This window comes from Bradyrhizobium sp. CB1717, from assembly GCF_029714325.1.
Lineage (GTDB): Bacteria > Pseudomonadota > Alphaproteobacteria > Rhizobiales > Xanthobacteraceae > Bradyrhizobium.
Genome location: NZ_CP121666.1, coordinates 9,165,517 through 9,187,068 on the forward strand (window position 1 = coordinate 9,165,517; position 21,552 = coordinate 9,187,068).

The window sequence follows — 21,552 nt, forward strand, 5'->3', positions numbered from 1 at the left end:
CCATTGGCGGCCTTGGCACCGCCCGATTGCGAGGCCATATGTAAACGCGCTGGAGAGAGGACAACACCTTGAACGCCATCGCCGAACTGAATGAACAGGCCGACCGCTCGCTTCTCATCGTGGAGGACGACAAGCCGTTTCTGGAGCGCTTGTCGCGCGCGATGGAGACCCGCGGCTTTTCGGTGACGTCGTGCGACACGGTCTCGGACGGTCTCGCGCAGATCGGCAAGGCAGCACCCGCATTCGCGGTTGTCGACTTGCGGCTCGGTGACGGCAATGGTCTCGACGTGGTCTCGGCGCTGAAGAAGAAGCGCCCAGATGCACGCGCGATCGTGCTGACCGGCTATGGCAACATCGCCACCGCCGTGACCGCGGTGAAGATGGGCGCGATCGATTATCTCTCGAAGCCCGCGGATGCCGACGACGTCGTCGCCGCACTGCTCTCGACCAGCGCGGAAAAGTCCGAGCTGCCGACCAACCCGATGTCCGCCGACCGCGTGCGCTGGGAGCACATCCAGCGCATCTACGAGATGTGCAACCGCAACGTCTCGGAAACGGCGCGGCGACTGAACATGCACCGGCGCACGCTGCAGCGCATTCTGGCGAAGCGCGCGCCGCGGTAATTTCGCGCTCTACACTCTTTCACCGTCACCCTGAGGTGGCCGCCTCTTCGGCGGCCCTCGAAGGGCGACGGCCCGGCTGCATCGGGGCCGTGCATCCTTCGAGGCTCGCTGCGCTCGCACCTCCAGCGACAACGGCTTCGCCGTTGCGCGGGGATGAAGGGGACACAGGTCTCGTAGGGTGGGCAAAGGCGCACAGCGCCGTGCCCACCATTTCTCTCCGATCATGATCGACTGGTTTGGTGGGCACGCTACGCTTTGCCCACCCTACGGCATTGCGTAGCCCGGATGGAGCGCAGCGTAATCCGGGATTCTCGCGACCGGCTGCACCTCTCCCGGATTGCGCTTCGCTTCATCCGGGCTACGAAGGCAGTCTATTCCCAGAAATCCGCGTGGCCCTGCGGATCGACCAGGCGGTTGATCCGCAAGGCCGCCGCCATCGCAAACCGCACCGTCATCTGCTTGCGCGTGGCGGCGGCGAGCTTGTGCTCGGGCGCCTCGCAATGCATGTGCGCGCCGTAGGCGTCGGCGATGATCAGGCCGGTGTCTTCGGGAAAGATCTCGCACGGCAGATCCTGCGTGAAGGCGAAGAACAGCCGGTCGCAATGGGCGCGGTATTCGTGCCATTTCTGGTCGGCGCGCAAATCCTCGACCGACGACTTGATCTCGACGATCCAGATCTCGCCGCGCTCGTTCAGCGCCACCAGATCCGCACGCCGGCCCGACGGCAGCGGCAATTCGCTGATGCAGGTGAAGCCGAGCGAACGTAACAGCCGCGCGGTGCCGCGCGCGATGGCCAGCGCCGTCTCGGACTGGCGGCGATCCGGCGGCGGCACGAGGGCGATGCGGGCGGTGTTGTCCATGGCGGGAGGATAGCCGATTCCATTCTCAGTGTCGTCCCGGCCCCCGTGCGCAATTGCGCACTAGGCCGGGACGACACTCGGGAACCTCCCCTTCCCCACGCACTTATCACGAAGCCGCCGCACCTCGGCGGAACCACCGGCTGCTCGCGCATGATCGACGATCTCTGGTACAAGAACGGCGTGATTTATTGCCTCTCCGTCGGCTCCTACATGGACTCCAACGGCGACGGTGTCGGCGACTTCAAGGGCCTCTTGCGCCGGCTCGATTATCTGCACGGGCTCGGCATCACCACGATCTGGCTGATGCCGTTCCAGACCTCGCCCGGCCGCGACGACGGCTACGACATCGCCGATTATTACAGCGTCGATTCCCGCTATGGCACGCTCGGCGATTTCGTCGAGTTCGCCCACGGCTGCAAACAGCGCGGCATCCGAATCATCATCGACCTCGTCGTCAACCACACCTCCGACCAGCATCACTGGTTCAAGGAGGCGCGGCGCGACAAGAGCTCGCCCTATCGCGACTGGTATGTCTGGTCCGACAAGAAGCCGGCCGGCGCCAACAAGGGCATGGTGTTTCCCGGCGTGCAGAAATCGACCTGGACGCGCGACAAGGAAGCCGGCGCGTATTACTTCCATCGCTTCTACGATTTCCAGCCCGATCTCAACACGTCGAATCCGCATGTGCAGGCCGAGATCCTCAAGATCATGGGCTTCTGGATCCAGCTCGGCGTCTCCGGCTTCCGCATGGACGCCGTGCCCTTCATCATCGCGACCAAGGGCGCGAAGGTGAAGAAGCCGGTCGAGCAATACGAGATGCTGCGCGCGTTCCGCGAATTCCTGCAATGGCGGCAGGGCGACGCGATCATCCTCGCCGAAGCCAATGTGCTGCCGAAAACCGACATGGAATATTTCGGCCGCGATGCCGACCGCATGCACATGATGTTCAACTTCCACGTCAACCAGCATCTGTTCTACGCGCTGGCCTCGGCCGATTCGCGCCCGCTGGCGAAGGCGCTGAAGGCGACCAAGCCACGCCCCGCCTCGGCGCAATGGGGCCTGTTCCTGCGCAATCACGACGAGCTCGATCTGGGACGGCTGACCAAGACGCAGCGCGACACGGTGTTCAAATGCTTCGGTCCCGACAAGGACATGCAGCTCTATGACCGCGGCATCCGCCGCCGCCTCGCGCCGATGCTGGGCGGCGACCGCCGGCGGCTCGAGCTCGCCTACAGCCTGATGTGCACGCTGCCGGGAACGCCTGTGATCCGTTACGGCGACGAGATCGCGATGGGCGACGATCTCTCGCAGCCCGAGCGCAATTGCGCGCGCACGCCGATGCAATGGTCGACCGAGCCGCACGGCGGCTTCACCAAGAGCGACAAGCCGGCCTGCCCTGTCATCGACGGGGGACCTTACGGCTTTCCGCACGTCAATGTCGCCAAGCAGCGGCGCGATCCCAACTCCATGCTGAACTGGACCGAGCGTATCGTCCGCATGCGGAAAGAAGTGCCGGAGGTCGGCTGGGGCGATTTCACTGTGATTCCTGTTCGCGATCCCGCCGTGTTCATCATGCGCTACGACTGGCGCAACAATTCCGTGCTGTTCGTGCACAATCTCGACGAGAAGCCGCGCGAAATCGCGTTCTCGGCGGGACTATCAGGCGAGACCGGCGCGCACCTCATCAATCTGCTCGCGGAAGACCACAGCCACGCCGACAAGCGCGGCCAGCACCGCGTCGTGCTGGAGCCCTATGGCTATCGCTGGTACCGCGTCGGCGGGCTGGATTATCTGCTGAAGCGAAGCGATATCGACGACGCGACGGTACGGGGGAAGAAGCGTCCGGGGTAGGTCGGGATGCCGTAGTTTGCTCCGCCGTTTCAACGATCGTCATTGCGAGCGAAGCGAAGCAATCCAGAATCTTTCCGCAGAGGCAGTCTGGATTGCTTCGCTTCGCTCGCAATGACGAGGAGATAGCGGTGGCCACCTCCTCCACCATTCTCCCTGGCGAAAGCAACGGCTAGGTTGGTGACTGCACCACCACTCCCTCATTCCCGCGCAGATCCAGCACGCCTTCCAGCATCTCCCCCTCGCGATCCAGGAACGTCGACAACAATATCTCGCTGCCGAAGCGGATCGCGCTCGTCGTCACGGCGATCGGGTCGGGGCCGAGATTGAGCACCACGATCACCGCCCTGCCTTCTGCCACGCGGCGGTAGATCAGCAAGTCGCCTTGCGCCGCGATCGGATGATAATCGCCGGCAACCAGCGGCGGGCAATCCCTCCGCAACGCGATCAGGCGCTTGTAGAGGTTGAGGATCGAGCGCGGATCGGCTTCGAGATTGGCGACGTTCTCGCGGATATGATCCTCGGGCAGCGGCAGCCAGGGCCTCACTTCCGAAAAGCCGGCGAAGTTCGACGAGTCCCATTGCATCGGCGTGCGGCAACCGTCGCGCCCCACCCCGATGCCGGGCACGTTCTTCTCGAAGGGATCGCGCACGTCCTCCGGCGCGATCGCAAGCTGATGCATGCCGATCTCGTCGCCATAATAGAGCGTCGGCGTGCCGCGCAAGGTCAGCAGCAGCATGGCGGCGACGCGGGCCTGCTCGGGACCGACCCGGCTGGCCACGCGCGGGCGATCGTGATTGCCGAGCACCCAGTTCGGCCAGGCGCCCTTCGGCAGCGTCTTCTCGTAATCCTCGATGATCGTCTCGATCGAGCGCGCGCTCCAGAAGGTCGAGAGCAGCGCGAAATTGAACGGCATCTGCGCGCCGGTGAGGTCGTTGCCGTAATAGGCCATCAACCGGTGCAGCGGCAGATAGATCTCGCCGATCAGCACGCGGGCGCGATACGCATCGGTGACGCGTCGCATCTGCGCGATCACGTCATGCACCTCGTCCTGGTCGGTGGAATATTGCGTCAGGATCTTTTCGTTGGGCGGCCGGCCCTCGACGTAATGCGGGTTCGGCGGATTGTCGCGGAATTCGGCGTCCTTGATCAGGTGCCAGATCACGTCGACGCGAAAGCCGTCGACGCCCCTCTCCAGCCAGAACCGCATCACGTCGTAGATCGCTGCGCGGACATCGGGATTGCGCCAGTTGAGGTCCGGCTGCTGGGCCAGGAAGGCGTGGTAGTAATACTGCCCCGTGGTCTCGTCGAAAGCCCAGGCGCTGCCGCCGAACTCGGAGAGCCAGTTGTTCGGCGCACTGCCGTCCGGCTTCGGGTCGCGCCAGATGTACCAGTCGCGCCTGGAATTGTCGCGCGAGGCGCGGCTCTCGACGAACCAGGGATGCTGGTCCGAGGTGTGGTTGGGCACGAGGTCGAGGATCAGCTTCAGGCCGTTGTCATGGGCGGCCGCGAGCAGCGCGTCGAAATCCGCCATCGTGCCGAACAGCGGCTCGATGCCGGTATAGTCAGAGATGTCGTAGCCGAAATCGGCCATCGGCGAGGGGAAGATCGGCGACAGCCAGATCGCGTCGACGCCGAGCGATTTCACATAAGGCAGCCGCTTCAGGATGCCGGCGAGGTCGCCGACGCCGTCACCGTCTGAGTCCTGAAAGGAGCGCGGATAGATCTGATAGAAGATGCCGTCGCGCCACCAATTGTCGTCGCTCTGAGCCAAGATCGTCCCCCGAATGTACTTCGCGCGGACAGCAACGCCGGATCGCGCCAACGGTTCACGAGAAGGGGCAGACGAACAAGGCTTTGGGACGGCGATGTGGCGCCTGCAGCGCGGCAGGCCGTCGTCTGACGCCGCAGGCCCAGGGTTCCCCGGGAAACGCCGCAATTTCGCGCCAGTTGCGCCTGCGTTCCGGCCTCAACCTACCGCGATGCCAGTGGAACCTTGGTTCCGAGGGACGAAACCACTGGAGGGACCCATGAGGTCACGCATCACACTGTGCTCGCTCGCCTTCGCTCTCGCCACCCTGCCATTCTCGGCCGGAACCTCTCCTGCCTTCGCCAAGCCGACCGTCGAGGTCGCCTTCGTGCTCGATACCACGGGATCGATGGCCCGCCTGATCGAGGGCGCCAAGCGAAAGATCTGGTCGATCGCCACGACGATCGTCGACTCCAATCCGGACGCCGATATCCGCATGGGCCTCGTCGCCTATCGCGACATCGGTGACGATTACGTGACGTCGAAGATCGAGCTGACCCGCGACATCCAGGATCTGTACGCCAATCTCCTGGAGTTGAAGGCGCGCGGCGGCGGCGACTGGCCCGAAAGCGTCAACGAGGCGCTCGATGTTGCCGTCAACAAGCTGCAATGGACGACGGGCAGCGACGTCAGGCACATCGTGTTTCTGGTTGGCGATGCGCCGCCGCACATGGACTACGCGCAGGACACCAAATATCCGACGACGCTCGCGGTCGCCAAGCAGAAGGACATCATCGTCAATGCTGTGCTCGCCGGCGATGCCCGCGACACCGAGCGGGTGTGGCGCAACATCGCGCAGATCGGCAACGGCCGTTTCATCCCGATTCCGCAGGACGGCGGGCAGGTCGTCATCATCGAGACTCCGTACGACCAGGACATCATCATCCTGCAGCAGCAGCTCAACGGCACGGTGATCCCCTATGGCCCGCGCGAGCGGCAGAAGCATACCGAGCTGAAGATGCGGCAGTCGGCCGGCGTGGCGGCATCTGCACCCTCAACGGCCGCCGACATGGCGAGCTATATCGGCAAGCGATCCGCATCGACCGCGGAAGCCGTGACCGGCGGCGGCGATCTCGTCGCCGATGCCGCCAAGGGCAGGACAAGCGTTACCGCGGTCGCTGAGGCCGACCTGCCCGAAAATCTGCGCGCGATGAAACCCGAGCAGCGTGAGGCCGAGGTATCCAAGCAGATCGAGCAGCGCAAGGCGCTGAACGAGAAGCTCGCTGCGCTGGTCACCAAGCGTGACAAGTACATCGCCGATCAGGCGGCGAAGTCACCGAAGACGTCGTCCTTCGACGGGGTCGTGCAGGAGACGTTGAAGGCGCAGATCAAGCGGTAACAGCGGCGCCCCGGGGACGTCTGCCGTTCCCCCGGGGACGGTCTGCCGTTCCCCCGGGGTTCGCGCACGACTATTTTGCTTGGCGCCGCAGCAAAAATCGGCATTGTGGCGCCATGACCGAGCAAAATGACACCCAAGATTCCTCGCAGGAATCCTCGCAGGCCAAGGCGGGCGCGATCATCGTCCCCGTGACGCTGTTCGAGCAGAACTGCACCATCATCTGGGACGAGCCCAGCAAGAAGGCCGTGGTGATCGATCCCGGCGGCGACGTGCCGAAGATCCTGGATGCGATCAAGCAGACCGGCGTCACCGTGGAGAAGATCTGGCTGACCCACGGCCATATCGACCATGTCGGCGGCGCGGCGGAGCTGCGCGATGCGCTGAAAGTGCCGATCGAGGGGCCGCATCAGGCCGACAAGTTCCTGCTCGACAACGTGGTCGAGAGCGGCGCGCGCTTCGGCATGACCGGCGTGCGCAATTTCGCGCCGGACCGCTGGCTCGAGGAAGGCGACAGCGTGTCGATCGGTGGCCTCACGTTCGACATCCTGCACTGCCCCGGCCACTCGCCGGGCAGCGTGGTGTTCTTTAACAAGGACCTGCGTTTCGCCCATGTCGGCGACGTCCTGTTCGCGGGCTCGGTGGGACGCACGGACCTGCCCGGCGGCAGTCACGCGACGCTGATCAACTCGATTCTGACAAAATTGCTGCCGCTCGGCGACGATGTCGGCTTCATCTGCGGCCACGGCGCCGGCTCGAGCATCGGCCAGGAGCGGATGACCAATCCGTTCATCACCGGCGAGATGTGAGTTTTATTCGGCGGCCTCGGTGAGCACGGGCTCGCCGAGGTTTCGTTCACCCCATTCGCGGATCGCTGCAACCACGGGGACGAAGCTCCTACCCTTCCGCGTCAGGCGATACTCGACCTTCGGCGGCACCTCGCCAAAATCCTTGCGGTCGATCAGGCCGCTCATCGTCAGCGCCTTCAATTCGCGGCTGAGCACGCGCGGGGTGATCTCGGCGCTGCCTTCAGTGCCGCGCAGCAGGCCGCTCCTGATCTCGCCGTAGCGGCGCGGGCCGTCCTTGAGATCCCAGACGATGCGCAGCTTGTACTTGCCGCTGATCATCTTCTGAAACGCCGCGACCGGACAGGCGCGCGGCGCGATCGCTCTTGCCTTCGCCATGTCGTCTCCTCCATGCGCCAGCCAAGCCAGATGCCAGGATAGGATCGATCGCGAAAAAGTCCATACTATCAATTTTGTCCATACTTGCGAGATCGCGCGCAAGGCGCAGATGATGACGCACATGACGAACAGGGAGCGTCACATGAAGCACTTCATGATCAGATATCAGTTCAAGAACGGTACGACGGAGGAATGGCACCGGGACATCGGCCGCTTCATCAAGGCGATCGACGGCGATCCGGAGCTGAAGGGTCGGATCGGCTATCGCGTCCTCAAGGCCCGCGACGACGGCAGCTATTTCCACCTCGCCAGCGTCAGCGACGATGCAGCGCAGAAGGCTTTGCAATCGCGCGACTTCTTCAGGGCCTATCAGGAGACGACGCGGAAAGTCGCCGGCGGCGAGGTGACGGTGACGCCGATCGAGGTGATCGATCAGACGGGGTAAATTATCTCAATGTCGTCCTGGCGAAAGCCAGGACGACGGCGAAACATGTTTCGTTTAGCCCAAACTACTTCATCAATCCCGCAGCGGTCAGCGCGCGGGTGATGATCTGGCCGAGATCGAAGCCGTGAGACTTTTCGCGGTTCAGCTCGGCCGGTTGCTCGGCGACCGCGGTGCGGATCGAGCGGGCGAGATGTGGCGCGGGCGTCAGCGCCGGCTTCGCCGCCTTCTTCGCCTCCGCGATCCAGCCGGTCAGGCCGAAAAATTTTGCGATGTGATAGGACGAGGAGATGCCGGCCTCGATCAGGAACGCGCCCTCCATGCCGTAGCGCTGGTCGTTGTCGGCCAGCCCAAGCGGCGTGCCGTGGGCCATGTCGGTGATAGCGTAGGACTCGACCAGCGTCTCGCCGTCCTTGTTCCACCAGGCCTGGCGCGGATAGCCGTCGACATTGGTCTCGGCCATCGGCACGGCGGGCAGATCGTGCAGGTCGAGCCACTGCTTGACGATCTCGTTGGCATTGCCGGGATTGACGGTGCGGTCGGCGCTGCCGTGCCACACCGAGATCCTCGGCCAGGGACCACGATGGTTCGAGGCGCGCCGCACGAAATCGCCGAGCTCGCGATCGGGCCTCTGCGGCGAATAAAACATGCCGTCCAGCGCCTCGCGCAAGTTCGACGCGATGCCGTAAGGCAGTCCGGCAATGATCGCGCCGGCCGCAAAGACTTCCGGATAGGTCGCGAGCATCACCGACGTCATGCCGCCACCGGCGGAGAGGCCGGTGATGAAGATGCGCCTGGGATCGATGCGATGTGCATCCGCCATATGCGCGATCATCTCGCGGATCGAGCGCGCTTCGCCGCTGTCCCGCGCGGTGTCTTCCGGATTGAACCAGTTAAAGCAGGTGTTGCCGTTGTTGACGCGCTGCTGCTCGGGCATCAGCAGCGCGAAGCCGTAATGCCGCGCGAGCGTCGACCAGCCGGCACCGAGATCGTAACCCGCCGCCGTCTGTCCGCAGCCATGCAGCACGACGACCAGCGCGCGCGGCTTCTGCAACTTCGCCGGCACGAACGCGAACATGCGCAGGGCTCCGGGATTGTCGCCGAAGCCCGTGACCTCTTCCAGCGGGCTGGATGAATCAGGGCTGCGGCCGAACTCGGCAAGGCGCAGACCGTCCAGCTTCGGCAGACGTCTCAACAAATCGACATTTCTTGCTAACGACACGGCAACTTCCTGATGGGCGACGTTCAACGTACAGCCCAACCAGATAGTTGCTGCATTGCGAAATAAAAAGGCCGTGTGCTGTCGATCCCGCGAAAATCACTGGAAATTCAGCAGAAATCCGCACGCATTAACCGCAATGCTTCAACTTGATGCAGATGCGCGGCGCATCCACGTCAGAAATACGGTGCAGATCATGATTAACGTCACAAACAGCGCGAGCGAGACGAGAAATCCTGCGCGCGCTGATTGCAGTGATTCGATCGCGAAGAATACCGCGCCGATTGCGGCCACTCCGGCCGCATTTCCGATCTGTGCTGTCGTGCCGTACATGCCGGAGGCCGAGCCTGCGGCGACAGGTTTGACAGTCGAGAGCACGGCGCCGGACAGCGGGGCCATCACGAGTCCCTGGCCATACCCGAAGATGCTCATGGTCAGCGCGAGTGCGAGCGGCGATGGCGTGTCAACATAGAGCACAAGAAGCGCGAGCGCGCCGAGGCCTGCGATCTGCAACGCGCAGCCCTCGATCAACACCCTGGTGCCGCGATGCCGAGCGCGAGCGCCGCTATGGCGTGAGGCCACGACGAAAGCGATGGCAAGTGGAATGGAGGCCATTCCGGCCGCAAGCGGCGGAATCTCCAGGCCGCGCTGCATGAACAGCGTCATGACCAGATAGAACGAGAGATTGGCGAGGAAGAAAAAGAACGCCGCGCCAAGGCCGCGCAGGAAGGCGGCGTCCGTCAGCAGCGTCAAATCGATCAGCGGCATGCCGCCGGCACCCGCAACGCCATGCTCGAGCTTCAGGAACGCCAGAAGGATGGCGACGCCGATCACCATTACGGCCCACAGCCACGGCGCCCAGCCGACATCATGGCCGAACAGCAGCGGCCCGATCAGGCACAGCAATCCCGCGAACAGGACCACGCTGCCCTTGACGTCGAGCCTGGTCCCTGCCCGTCGTGGCACCGACGGCATGATGCGCCAGGCCGCCGCGGCGATGACGAGGCCAAAGGGAACGTTGACGAAGAACACCGACCGCCAGCCGGTGCCGGCGAGATCGAGCGTGACAAGGAGACCGCCGAGCAAGAAGCCCGCAGCGCCCGCGAGCCCGAGCACGATGCCGTAGATGGCGAAGGCACGGTTGCGCGTCTCGTCGGTGAACAGAAGATGCAGCGTCGCCAGCACCTGCGGCACCATCAGCGCTGCGGTCGCGCCCTGCGCCAGCCGCGCGACGATGAGCTCGACGCCGGATTGTGCGAGCCCGCACCACAGCGAGGTCGCCGTGAAGCCGAGCACGCCGGCCAGGAAGACAGCCTTGGTGCCGTGGATGTCGCCGAGCCGGCCGCCGGTGACGACCAGCGTGGCATAGGCGATCAGATAGATCGCGATGACGGATTCGATCTGCGCCGGCGACGCCTTCAGATCCACCGCGATGGTAGGGATCGCGACGTTCACGATGAAGGCATCGACGCCGAACATGAACTGGGCGGCGACGACGATCGCCAGCACCCACCAGCGGCGGGTCGAATCGATTGGCTTTGTGACGGTTTGATGCATTTTCGCGCGAACCTTCGGCGATTTATTTGCGCGCAAGACTCGCAAATCGCGGTCATCCGCGCGATTACCTCGGAGGTAGGACTTGCTTTGGCCCGATTGCTGCATGTCGGTTCCCGCTGGATTTGCAGGGGTTCGGAAGTCTTCCGATGTACGACTACGACATGGTGGTGATCGGCTCGGGCCCGTCGGGGCGCCGGGCCGCGGTGCAATGTGCCAAGCTCGGCAAGTCCGTGCTGGTGGTGGAGAAGGGCCGGCGGGTCGGCGGCGTCTCCGTCCACACCGGCACCATCCCCTCGAAGACGCTGCGCGAAACCGTGCTCAACCTGTCCGGCTGGCGCGAGCGCGGCTTTTACGGCCGCTCCTATCGGGTGAAACAGGACATCGCGGCCAGCGACCTGATGACCCGGCTGCAGAAGACGCTCGATCACGAGGTCGAGGTGCTCGAGCATCAGTTCAGCCGCAACCTCGTCCGCACCGCCAATGGCGAGGCGCGCCTGGTCTCGCCGCATGAGGTCGAGATCACGAGCTCAATCGGCGAGACCAAGGTGGTGTCCGCCGCCTTCATCCTGATCGCCTGCGGCACACGCCCGTTCCGTCCCGACTATGTGCCGTTCGACGGCGCGAGCGTGCTCGACAGCGACGAGATCATCGAGCTGCCGAAACTGCCGCGCAGCCTCGCCGTGATTGGCGCCGGCGTGATCGGCGTCGAATATGCCACCATCTTCAGCGCACTCGACGTGCCCGTGACCCTGATCGAGCCGCGGCCGACCTTCCTCGATTTCATCGACAAGGAATTGATCGACGAGTTCATGCACGAGCTGCGCGACCGCAACGTCGCGCTGCGGCTCGGCTCCAAGGTGACGTCGATCGAGAAGAATGCGCAGGGCCACATCGTCACGCATCTGTCGGACGGGCGCCACGTCACCACGGAGATGCTGCTGTTCGCAGCGGGCCGCGTCGGCGCCACCGACCGGCTCAACCTCGAGGCCGCCGGCATCGCCGTCGACCATCGCGGCCGCATCACGGTCGATCCCGTGACCTTGCAGACCAGCGTGCCGCACATCTACGCCGCCGGCGACGTGATCGGCTTTCCGAGCCTTGCCTCGACCTCGATGGAGCAGGGCCGCGTCGCGGCCTGCCATGCGCTCGGCATGGAGCCGCTGGCGCCGCCGGAATTCTTTCCCTACGGGATCTATTCGGTGCCGGAGATCTCGACCGCCGGTCTCACCGAAGAAGAGGTCCGCACGCGCGGCATTCCCTACGAGGTCGGCATCGCCCGCTTCCGCGAGACCTCGCGCGGCCACATCATGGGGCTGAACAGCGGCATGATGAAGATGATCTTCTCGACCAAGACGCGCCGCCTGCTCGGCGTGCATATTCTGGGCGAAGGCGCCACCGAGCTGATCCATATCGGCCAGGCCGTGCTGAATCTCAAAGGCACGATCGACTATTTCATCCAGAACACGTTCAATTATCCGACGCTGGCCGAGGCCTACAAGATCGCCGGCCTGGATGCGTGGAACAGGATGACGCGGTAGCGGCGGGCTTTCGCCTCTGCCCGCGCGCGGGGAGAGGCCGGAATTCAAACGCCGTTTGAATGCCGGGTGAGGGGGACTCTCCGCGAGTCGCGCTGTCCATTGCGACGGTGCTCTCTCAACACGTCATTGCGAGCGCAGCGAAGCAATCCAGAATCCCTCCGCGGAAACACACTGGATTGCTTCGCTGCGCTCGCAATGACGGTGTGGGGCATCTCGAGAACCCAATTACCTCCGTCTCCGCGGAGACTGCCCCTCACCCCAACCCTCTCCCCGTAAGAACGGGGAGAGGCAGAAGCGGCAGCATCAGCACATAGCTGCATTCCGCTGCGCGGGACATCGCGCGATTGCGTTCGCTTGTTTCAGCACGTAGCCTCACCGCACCAACAAACAGAAAATTCAGCCGGAGAGAACGCCATGGCGCGCCTGAAGTTCGGAGCCTTTCTTGCCCCGCATCACCCGATCGGGGAGCATCCGATGCTGCAGTTCCGGCGCGATCTCGACCTCGTCGAGCGGCTGGACGCGCTCGGCTATGACGAGTTCTGGTGCGGCGAGCACCATTCCTCCGGCTGGGAGATGATCGCCTCGCCCGAGATGTTCCTGGCCGCGGCCGGCGAGCGCACCAAGCGGATCAAGCTCGGCACCGGCGTCATCTCGCTGCCCTATCACCATCCCTACAACGTTGCCCAGCGCATGGTGCAGCTCGACCACATGACCGGCGGCCGCGCCATCTTCGGCTCCGGTCCCGGCGCGTTGGCTTCCGACGCGCACACGCTCGGCATCGACCCGATGACTCAGCGCGACCGCCAGGACGAGGCGATCGGCGTGATCCGCCGCCTGTTCAACGGCGAGCGGGTCACGGCGAAGAGCGACTGGTTCACCATGAACGACGCCGCGCTGCAGATCCTCCCCTTGCAGGAGGAGATGCCGTTCGTGGTGGCCTCGCAGATCTCGCCGTCGGGCATGACGCTCGCCGGCAAATACGGCATCGGCATCATCTCGCTGGGCTCGATGACGACGCAGGGCCTGATGTCACTGCAACAGCAATGGCAGTTCGCCGAGGATGCCGCCAAGAAGCACGGCACGAAGGTCAACCGCGCCGACTGGCGCGTGCTGCTCACCTTCCACATCGCCGAGACCCGCGAGCAGGCCCGCAAGGAGGCCGGCGCCGGGCTCATGCGCTGGCACAACGAATATAATGTCGGCACGCTGCAGCGGCCGGGCCTGACCGCATTCTCCTCGCCCGACGAGGCCGTGGACAAGACCGCGTTCGTCGAAGGCGCGGCCTCAACCATCGGCACGCCGGACGATCTCGTCAAAACCATCAAGAACGTGATGGAGGTCTCCGGCGGCGTCGGCGCCATCATCGGCTTCGTGCACGACTGGGCCAATCCGGAAAACACGCGCCGGAGCTGGGACATGGTGGCGCGCTATGTGGTGCCGGAGATCAACGGCTACATCGCCTCCCTACGCAAGTCGCAAAAATTCGTGATTGAGAACCGCGCGATCTTCGAGCGTGCGGGCCAGGCCGTGATGGCCAAGATCATGGAGAACGAGAAGGCCGCCGAGGCGCTGAAAGTGACCGGCCCCGGCCGCGTCGCCATTCCCGCCGTCAACGCACCGGATCTGCAGAAGGAAGCGGCGAAGCGGTAGGCCTGCGAAACAATCTCCACGTCGTCCCGGCCTAGTGCGCAATTGCGCACTAGGCCGGGACGACGAGGAGTGTGTGACGATTTTGTGCGCAAGACGACCGCAGCGTCATCGCGCCCCGATGTGCTATGTTGTCCGGGTCTGCCAACGGAGCAATCCTCATGTCGATGCAGAATGTGGCCGCCCCTGCGCTTCCGTTCACCGCACCGAGGCGTAACGAGCTGACGCATATCCCCGGCGACGAGGGCTGGCCGATCATCGGCAAGACCTTTCAGGTGCTGGCCGATCCCAAGGGACATATCGAGGCCAACGGCGCCAAGTACGGCCCGGTCTACCGCACCCATGTGTTCGGCGAGACCAACGTCGTGCTGCTCGGACCCGAAGCCAACGAGCTCGTGATGTTCGACCAGCAGAAACTGTTCTCCTCGACCCATGGCTGGAACAAGGTGCTCGGGCTGTTGTTTCCGCGCGGGCTGATGCTGCTCGATTTCGACGAGCACCGTCTGCATCGCAAGACGCTGTCGGTCGCGTTCAAGTCCGGACCGATGAAATCCTATCTCAGCGACCTCGACCGCGGCATCGCCGCGCGCGTCGCGCAGTGGAAGGCGAAGCCCGGCGAGATGCAGCTTTATCCGGCGATGAAGCAGCTGACGCTCGATCTCGCCGCCGCGTCCTTCCTCGGCGCCGATATCGGGCCGGAGGTCGACGAGATCAACCGCGCCTTCGTCGACATGGTCGCGGCCGCCGTCGCCCCGATCCGCAGGCCGCTGCCGGGCACGCAGATGGCGCGCGGCGTTGCGGGGCGCAAGCGCATCGTCGCTTATTTCCGCCAGCAGATCCCGCTCCGCCGCGGCAATCACGGCGGCGACGATCTGTTCTCGCAGCTCTGCCGCGCCACTCATGAGGATGGCGCGCTGCTGTCCGAGCAGGACATCATCGACCATATGAGCTTCCTGATGATGGCCGCGCACGACACGCTGACCTCGTCGCTCACCTCCTTCATCGGCGAGCTCGCCGCGAACCCGGACTGGCAGGACAGGCTGCGCGCGGAGGTTCTGGCGCTCGGGCTTGCCCCCGGCGCGCCCAGCAGCTTCGACGATCTCGAAAAGATGCCGCTGTCGGAGATGGCCTTCAAGGAAGCGCTGCGGATCAAGCCGCCGGTGCCCTCGATGCCGCGCCGGGCGATGCGCGATTTCACCTTCAGGGGCTATACGATTCCCGCCGGCACCGCGGTCGGGGTCAACCCGCTCTACACGCACCACATGAAGGACATCTGGCCGGAGCCGGATCGCTTCGATCCCCTGCGTTTCACCGAAGAGGCGCAGCGTGGCCGCCACCGCTTCGCCTGGGTCCCGTTCGGCGGCGGTGCCCATATGTGCCTAGGCCTCCACTTCGCCTATATGCAGGCGAAGTGCTTCGCGCGGCACTTTTTGCAGAACATCGAGGTGTCGCTGGCGCCGGGCTACAAGCCGGACTGGCAGATGTGGCCGATCCCGAAGCCGCGAGACGGGCTGCGGGTGACGGTGAAGGCGATTTAGGGCCGCCACCGTCATTGCGAGCGAAGTGAAGCAATCCAGGCTGTCTCCGCGGAAACGGTCTGGATTGCTTCGTCGCAAGGGCTCCTCGCAATGACGGAAACCCAGCCTCGTAGGGTGGGCAAAGGCGCGGAGCGCCGTGCCCACGATCTCTCGTGAAGGAAGCCGTGGTGGGCACGGCGCGCGAAGGGCGCGCCTTTGCCCACCCTACGGCACCGTCGCCGTAGCTCCTACGTCCCCTGATCGAACGCCTTGCGCAAGGCGCTCAAGCCCTGCTGCTGCTGGCTCCAGTTGCGGCCGCCGGTCATGGCGCCGTCGATGACGAGGTCGTGGCCGTTGATGAAGCTGGATTCGTCGCTGGCCAGGAACACCGCGGCATGGGCGATGTCATCAGGGAGACCTGCGCGCGGGATCGGCTGCGCGGTCTTGTAGACCTCGCGCATCACCGCCGGCGTCTTCTCCGCGGCGTCGGTCGATAGCCCCAGAGCCTTGCCGAAAATTCCGGTCGCGATCGCGCCGGGCGAGATCGAGTTGACGCGCACATTGGACTCGCCGAGCTCCATCGCCACGCATTTGGTAAGATGGATCACCGCAGCCTTGGCCGCGCCATAGACGATCGACGAGGAAAACCCGGCGAGGCGGCCAGCAATGCTGCCATTGTTGATGATGCTGCCAGATCCCTGCATCTTCATATAAGGTGCGGCGTGCTTCATGCCGAGCATGACGCTGCGCACCAGCGTCGCCATCGCCGCGTCGAAGCGGTCGACCTCGAGACCCTCGATGCCGCCGGTCTGCGCCGGGCCGCCGGCATTGTTGAAAAGGCAATCGATGCGGCCGAACCTCTCCACCGCAAGCGCGATCAGCGCCTGCATCTGCGCTTCGACCGTCACGTCGGTCTGGCGGAAGACGCAGTTTTCCCCGAGCTGCCGCGCCAGCGCCTCGCCTTCCGGTATGCGCCGCCCGGCGATCACAATTTTGGCACCTTCGGCAACGAAGACTTCCGCAGTCCGCAATCCGATCCCGCTGGTCGCGCCCGTGATCACCGCCACCTTGCCGTCTAGCCTGCCCATGGAATGTCCCTGCTTTCGAACCCCTTGACGCCAAACGGCGAACACCGATCGACGACGGCACCGCGACAGTCGGCGCCGCGACAGTCACTATTCCTGCCGGCTTCCGACAAGGCAAGCTTTGCTTGCGCGCCCGACATGCGTAACATTCAAGGCGGCCGCACGTCGCAACCGGGCTGCGCATGGAGAAGCTGATCGAGGAGTTCCGCAAGGGCTGGCAGGGCGCGGCACCGCCGTCGCTCGGCCTGAGCGTCGCCTTTGCGATCACCTGCCTGCTGGTTGCGACGCTGACGCGCTGGGGCCTCGCCCATGTCCGGCCCGACGTCTATTTCACCCCCTATTTTCCGGCCGTGTTCTTCGCCGCTGCCTTCGGAGGTTTTCGGATCGGCATCGTGACGGCGATCATCGGCGGCGTGCTCGGCGTGGTCCTGAATTTCAGCGATGCCATTGCCGACAACGCCCGCTTTGCCCTGCTGGCGCTGTACTGGGTGGTCTGTGCACTCACCATCTGGGGCGTCGAACATTATCGCACGCTCCTGATCGAGCAGCGCCGGATCTCGAAGCGCCTGATCGAGGAGGAAGAGTATCGCAAGCTGCTGGTCGACGAGCTGCAGCACCGGCTGAAGAACAAGCTCTCGACCGTGCACGCCGTGATTCATCAGGTGCTGCACGACCAGCCACAGGTCTGGGCCCGGATCGATCCGCGGCTGCGTTCGCTGGCCACGACCGACGATCTGATCTCGCGGATCGACAAGGGGGGCTGCGATATCCGCGACCTCTTGATCGCCGAGCTCGGGCCCTACGGCCATGTCCGCTTCACCCTCAACGGCGACCGGCTGTTCCTGCCGCCGAAGCTCGCGGTCACGCTGTCATTGATGTTTCACGAGCTCGCCACCAATGCAGGAAAGTATGGCGCATTCTCCGCGCCCCGCGGTCTGTTGCAGGTGTCATGGACCGTCAGCGAGGACCGCCTGACCGTCACCTGGGACGAAACCGAAGGGCCGAGCGTGGACAAAGTGTCCGAGCCCGGCTTCGGCACCAAGCTGCTGAAATCGGCACTTTCGGCTTTCGATGGCAGAACCGAGATCTCCTATCTCAAGTCCGGCCTGCATTGCATCATGCAATGCCGCATCCCCAAGGGCGGCTAGACTCGAAACAAACGAAAGAGATGCGCGAAGGTCACGCGCGCTTTCGCGCGTGCCGTTGACGCTCTGTTAATGACGATTTTCTGCGCGCGTCGCATCGCCGCAAAACACCCCCGTATTTCTCCGCACCCCTTAACCAAACTTAAGAGGGAACTACGCATGATTGCGTGCATTGCAAAGGCGCGCTGAACAACAAGATTCATGACTTCTATGAACGACAACAAATATTCCGGCGCGAATGAAGCCGAACTCGGATTTCTCAAGGAAATCGTTAGAATGCTGCCGGCCGGCCTGACCGTGCAGGACGCCCATGGCGAGCTTCTGCTGGTTAACGATGCCGCTGCGGCCCAGCTCGGCATGGACGGCAGCCGTCCGGCGCCGGATCTGGCGCCGCGCCGCGAAGCCTGCCGCAAGGCGCTCAGCGTCGGCCAGGCCGTCGTCACCGAGGAAGCGCTTCACGACGGCGCCGCACGCCAGGTGCTGCTCACGACCCATCGTCCCGTTCGCCTCGCCGGACGCGAGCTCCTGATCTCGGCCTCCTCCGACATCACCGAGCAGAAGAATTTCGAGGATCAGCTGTTCCGCTCGGCCTATTTCGACGAGCTGACCGGCCTGCCCTCGCGCCGCGTGATCGAGCATCGCGCAAACAGCCTGCTCGCGCGCGATCGCAGCAGCGAGCGCTTCGCGCTGGCCTTTCTCGACGTCGACAATTTCAAGCACATCAACGACTATTACGGCCACGCCGTGGGCGATGCGCTGCTGGTCGAGCTGTCGAAGCGGCTCGGGCGGGACTTGCGCGATTCCGACATGCTGTCGCGCATCTCCGGCGACGAATTCCTGCTGCTGCTCTCCCCGATCCAGGGCCAGGAGGAAGTCGCCGAGTTCATGCAGTCGACGCTGGAACGGCTGACCGCGCCCTTCTTCATCGACCATTCGGAAGTCTTCGCTTCGACTTCGGTCGGCATCAGCCTCTATCCCGACCACGGGCGCAGCTTCGAGACGCTGCGGCAGAACGCCGACATCGCGATGTACCGCATCAAGAACAACGGCAAGGGACTGGTCGCGTTCTTCGACGCCAGCATGGAGCGCGAGGCGCTGGCGCGGAGCAAGATCGAACAGTCGCTGCGGCTCGCCATCCTGGAAAAGCGCTTCTGCTGCGCCTTCCAGTCCAAGGTCGACATCCGTACGCAGGCCGTGAAGGGCATCGAGGCCCTGGTGCGCCTTCGCGACGACGAGGGCGTGATCCAGGCGCCGGGCTCGTTCATCAACCTCGCCGGCGAGCTCGGCCTGATCGACGAGCTGACCCATCTCGTGCTCGCCGAGATCGTCAAGTCGATCGACCTGATCAACGACACCTTCGGCGCGGAAGCGACCATCAGCATCAACGTCGCCGCCAAGCAGGCCGGCAATCCCGAGTTCATGCGCAGCTTCGCGCGGGCGCTGGAAGATACCGGCTTTCCGCAGCGCTTCATGATCGAGGTGACGGAAGACGCCTTCGTCGCCAAGAATCATTTCCAGGCCGAGATCCTGCCGTTGTTCCGCAAGCTCGGCGTCGGCATCTCGATCGACGATTTCGGCACCGGCTATTCCTCGCTCTCGGCGCTCGCGGACATCACCGCGGACGAGATCAAGATCGACCGCTCCTTCATCACTGACATCCACAAGCGCCCGCGCAGCCAGGGCATTCTGCGCGCGATCGAATCCTTAAGTGAAGCGCTCGGCATCACCGTGATCGCCGAAGGCCTCGAATCCTACGAGGAGCTGGCTTATCTCCAGGCCGCGACCAAGATCCGCTACGCGCAGGGCTATTACTTCTCCCGCCCGATCTTCCTGGAGGAGCTGAAGCTCGCAACGCCTGCCTCCAGCGAGGCGCGCGGCAGCGTCGCCAGCCGCCCGATGCAGCAGAACCGCCAGGGCTATTCGCGGGCGAGCGGGTATCGACGGTAGGTCGACAGCGGCGCACCAATCTCCGTGTCGTCCTGGCGAAAGCCAGGATCCCATTACCCCAGGGAGATGTCGTGATGCGGGATGGTAACCACGAGTCCTCGCCAAACCTCTCCCTGGGGTAATGGGTCCTGGATCGGCGCTCGCTTTGCTCGCTTGTCCAGGACGACGGCTGAGAATGAGTTGCTCCTTGACCCACCAATTCCCCCTTTGAAATTACTACCCTTTTGGTAATACACAGGCGGGCTTCCCGCGAGGCACGCCATGTCCGTCCCTACTTCTGCCGTCAGCGATCCCGCCTATCTCCGTGCCCGCGCGATGGTGACGCTGTTCGAGCGGCTGGAGAACCTCTGCGAGGGCGCGATTGCGATCGATCGCGGCGGGCGCGTCGTCTACGTCAACGAGAAATATCTGGCCTCGCTCGGCCTCAAGCACACGGCGGAAGCGATCGGCCGGCCGATCGAGGAGATCATTCCGAACAGCCTGATGCGGAAGGTGGCCGAGACCGGCGAGCCGATCCTGCTCGACATCATGGAGCTCGGCGGCGAGCAGCTCGTGGTGACGCGCATGCCGATCGAGGACGAGAACCGCAAGGTCATCGGTGCGATCGGCTTCGTACTCTATGACCATCTGGAGAGTCTTAAACCCCTGCTCGCCCGCGTCGCCCAGCTCGAAAGTGATTTGCGGCTGGCGCGACGGCAGTTGTCCAACGCCCGCGCGGCGCGCTTCACCTTCGCCGATTTCGTCGGCACGACGCCGGGAATCGCGCAGGCCAAGGAGCTCGCGGGCCGCGCCGCACGGCAAAGCGTCACGGTGCTGCTCACCGGCGAGACCGGTACGGGCAAGGAAATGCTGGCGCAGGCGATCCACAACGCCTCCTCCCGCGCCGACAAGCCGTTCGTCAGCGTCAATGTCGCGGCGATCCCGGAAACGCTGATCGAGTCCGAATTCTTCGGCACCGTTCCCGGCGCCTATACCGGCGCCGACCGCAAAGGCCGAGAGGGCAAATTCCGGGTCGCCGACGGCGGCACGCTGTTCCTCGACGAGATCGGCGAGATGCCGCTGCAGCTCCAGGCAAAACTCCTGCGCGTGCTGCAGGAGCGCGAGATCGAGCCGCTCGGCTCGGACAAGATCAGCAAGGTCGACGTCCGTGTCATCGCCGCGACCAATGTGGACCTGCGCAAGCGCGTCAGCGACGGCGCGTTTCGCGCCGATCTCTATTATCGCCTCAACGTGCTCTCGGTCGACCTGCCGCCGCTGCGTCAGTGCCTGGACGATCTCCCCGACATCTGCGCCCGGCTGCTCGACGACATCAGCGCGTCCGGCGACTACGTCAAGGCTAAGATCACGCCGAGCGCGCTGGCCGAGCTCGCCCGCTATGACTGGCCAGGCAATGTCCGCGAGCTCCGCAACATCCTCGAGCGCGCGCTGATCCTCAGCGATTCCGGGCGGCTGACCGGCGACGACTTCCTCCGCATCCTCCCCGTCGGCGCCGAGGTCAGGCTTGCAGCACTGGTGCGGCCGGCCGGTCTCGTCGTGCCCTATGCCGAGGCCGAGGCCGAATTCGAGAAGCACACGCTCGAGCAGGCGCTCGCCGCCAGCAACGGCCAGATCTCGGAGGCCGCCAAGATGCTGCGGATCTCGCGCGCGACCTTCTACAAGAAGCTCGCCAAGTTCGGCCTCGCCGCGGGACCGGCCTCCGTCTGAGTTTCGAGACTCTGGGTGTCCGGAGTCTCGGAATCCTGACACGCGATCTGGCCGCTCTTTCCCATAGCATTCACTGAATCTGCTGGGTTT

At 64.3% G+C, this 21,552-nt stretch carries 17 protein-coding genes; 11 read left to right on the forward strand and 6 right to left on the reverse strand.

The features are described 5' to 3' along the window. Positions 1-68 precede the first annotated feature (68 nt). Entirely contained in the window at positions 69-623 is a 555-nt protein-coding gene (locus QA649_RS42575; RefSeq protein ID WP_018644326.1) for an ActR/PrrA/RegA family redox response regulator transcription factor, read from the forward strand. 371 nt (positions 624-994) lie between these two features. On the opposite strand, the gene QA649_RS42580 is transcribed toward QA649_RS42575, so the two are convergent. Further along, on the reverse strand, positions 995-1,483 hold the full coding sequence (locus tag QA649_RS42580) for an MmcB family DNA repair protein (RefSeq protein WP_260387182.1): 489 nt from the start codon (positions 1,481-1,483) through the stop codon (positions 995-997). A gap of 150 nt (positions 1,484-1,633) precedes the next feature. Here QA649_RS42580 and QA649_RS42585 point away from each other — a divergent pair, with 150 nt between their 5' ends. After that, a complete protein-coding gene (locus QA649_RS42585) occupies positions 1,634-3,334 on the forward strand; it encodes an alpha-amylase family protein (protein ID WP_283022380.1) in 1,701 nt (566 codons plus the stop codon). A 169-nt stretch (positions 3,335-3,503) separates the two neighbouring features. On the opposite strand, the gene QA649_RS42590 is transcribed toward QA649_RS42585, so the two are convergent. Continuing rightward, positions 3,504-5,105 carry an alpha-amylase family glycosyl hydrolase gene (locus QA649_RS42590; protein WP_283022381.1) on the reverse strand — a complete coding sequence of 534 codons (1,602 nt, stop codon included), beginning with the start codon at positions 5,103-5,105 and terminating at the stop codon, positions 3,504-3,506. A gap of 256 nt (positions 5,106-5,361) precedes the next feature. Between QA649_RS42590 and QA649_RS42595 the strand changes: the two genes are divergently transcribed. Beyond that, entirely contained in the window at positions 5,362-6,480 is a 1,119-nt protein-coding gene (locus QA649_RS42595) for a vWA domain-containing protein (protein ID WP_283022382.1), read from the forward strand. A gap of 113 nt (positions 6,481-6,593) precedes the next feature. Continuing rightward, complete coding sequence (locus QA649_RS42600; RefSeq protein ID WP_283022383.1) at positions 6,594-7,286, forward strand: MBL fold metallo-hydrolase; 693 nt, start codon at positions 6,594-6,596, stop codon at positions 7,284-7,286. Positions 7,287-7,289: 3 nt separating this feature from the next. Here the strand turns inward: QA649_RS42600 and QA649_RS42605 are convergent, their stop codons facing one another. Beyond that, positions 7,290-7,661, reverse strand: a complete 372-nt coding sequence (locus QA649_RS42605; RefSeq protein ID WP_283022384.1) for a helix-turn-helix domain-containing protein — start codon at positions 7,659-7,661, stop codon at positions 7,290-7,292. A gap of 142 nt (positions 7,662-7,803) precedes the next feature. Here QA649_RS42605 and QA649_RS42610 point away from each other — a divergent pair, with 142 nt between their 5' ends. Then, complete coding sequence (locus QA649_RS42610) at positions 7,804-8,106, forward strand: hypothetical protein (protein ID WP_283022385.1); 303 nt, start codon at positions 7,804-7,806, stop codon at positions 8,104-8,106. Positions 8,107-8,170: 64 nt separating this feature from the next. Here QA649_RS42610 and QA649_RS42615 read toward each other — a convergent pair whose 3' ends face one another. Together QA649_RS42615 and QA649_RS42620 are read right to left on the reverse strand one after the other, a co-directional pair. Continuing rightward, positions 8,171-9,325: a PHB depolymerase family esterase gene (locus tag QA649_RS42615; RefSeq protein WP_283022386.1), complete on the reverse strand. Its 1,155-nt coding sequence runs from the start codon at positions 9,323-9,325 to the stop codon at positions 8,171-8,173. Positions 9,326-9,466: 141 nt separating this feature from the next. After that, positions 9,467-10,879, reverse strand: a complete 1,413-nt coding sequence (locus QA649_RS42620) for an MFS transporter (protein WP_283022387.1) — start codon at positions 10,877-10,879, stop codon at positions 9,467-9,469. A 146-nt stretch (positions 10,880-11,025) separates the two neighbouring features. Here QA649_RS42620 and sthA point away from each other — a divergent pair, with 146 nt between their 5' ends. The 3 genes from sthA to QA649_RS42635 all read left to right on the forward strand — a co-directional run bounded on the left by sthA (position 11,026) and on the right by QA649_RS42635 (position 15,602). After that, positions 11,026-12,417: a Si-specific NAD(P)(+) transhydrogenase gene (gene sthA, locus QA649_RS42625; RefSeq protein ID WP_283022388.1), complete on the forward strand. Its 1,392-nt coding sequence runs from the start codon at positions 11,026-11,028 to the stop codon at positions 12,415-12,417. A gap of 414 nt (positions 12,418-12,831) precedes the next feature. After that, complete coding sequence (locus QA649_RS42630) at positions 12,832-14,067, forward strand: LLM class flavin-dependent oxidoreductase (RefSeq protein WP_283022389.1); 1,236 nt, start codon at positions 12,832-12,834, stop codon at positions 14,065-14,067. 158 nt (positions 14,068-14,225) lie between these two features. Further along, a complete protein-coding gene (locus QA649_RS42635) occupies positions 14,226-15,602 on the forward strand; it encodes a cytochrome P450 (protein WP_283022390.1) in 1,377 nt (458 codons plus the stop codon). 227 nt (positions 15,603-15,829) lie between these two features. Here QA649_RS42635 and QA649_RS42640 read toward each other — a convergent pair whose 3' ends face one another. Then, on the reverse strand, positions 15,830-16,669 hold the full coding sequence (locus tag QA649_RS42640; RefSeq protein WP_283022391.1) for a glucose 1-dehydrogenase: 840 nt from the start codon (positions 16,667-16,669) through the stop codon (positions 15,830-15,832). A 179-nt stretch (positions 16,670-16,848) separates the two neighbouring features. Here QA649_RS42640 and QA649_RS42645 point away from each other — a divergent pair, with 179 nt between their 5' ends. The 3 genes from QA649_RS42645 (at position 16,849) to QA649_RS42655 (ending at position 21,462) form a co-directional block, all read left to right on the forward strand. Next, complete coding sequence (locus QA649_RS42645; RefSeq protein ID WP_283022392.1) at positions 16,849-17,814, forward strand: sensor histidine kinase; 966 nt, start codon at positions 16,849-16,851, stop codon at positions 17,812-17,814. A 207-nt stretch (positions 17,815-18,021) separates the two neighbouring features. After that, a complete protein-coding gene (locus tag QA649_RS42650; RefSeq protein ID WP_283026223.1) occupies positions 18,022-19,758 on the forward strand; it encodes an EAL domain-containing protein in 1,737 nt (578 codons plus the stop codon). Positions 19,759-20,019: 261 nt separating this feature from the next. Next, entirely contained in the window at positions 20,020-21,462 is a 1,443-nt protein-coding gene (locus tag QA649_RS42655) for a sigma 54-interacting transcriptional regulator (protein ID WP_283022393.1), read from the forward strand. Positions 21,463-21,552 lie beyond the last annotated feature (90 nt).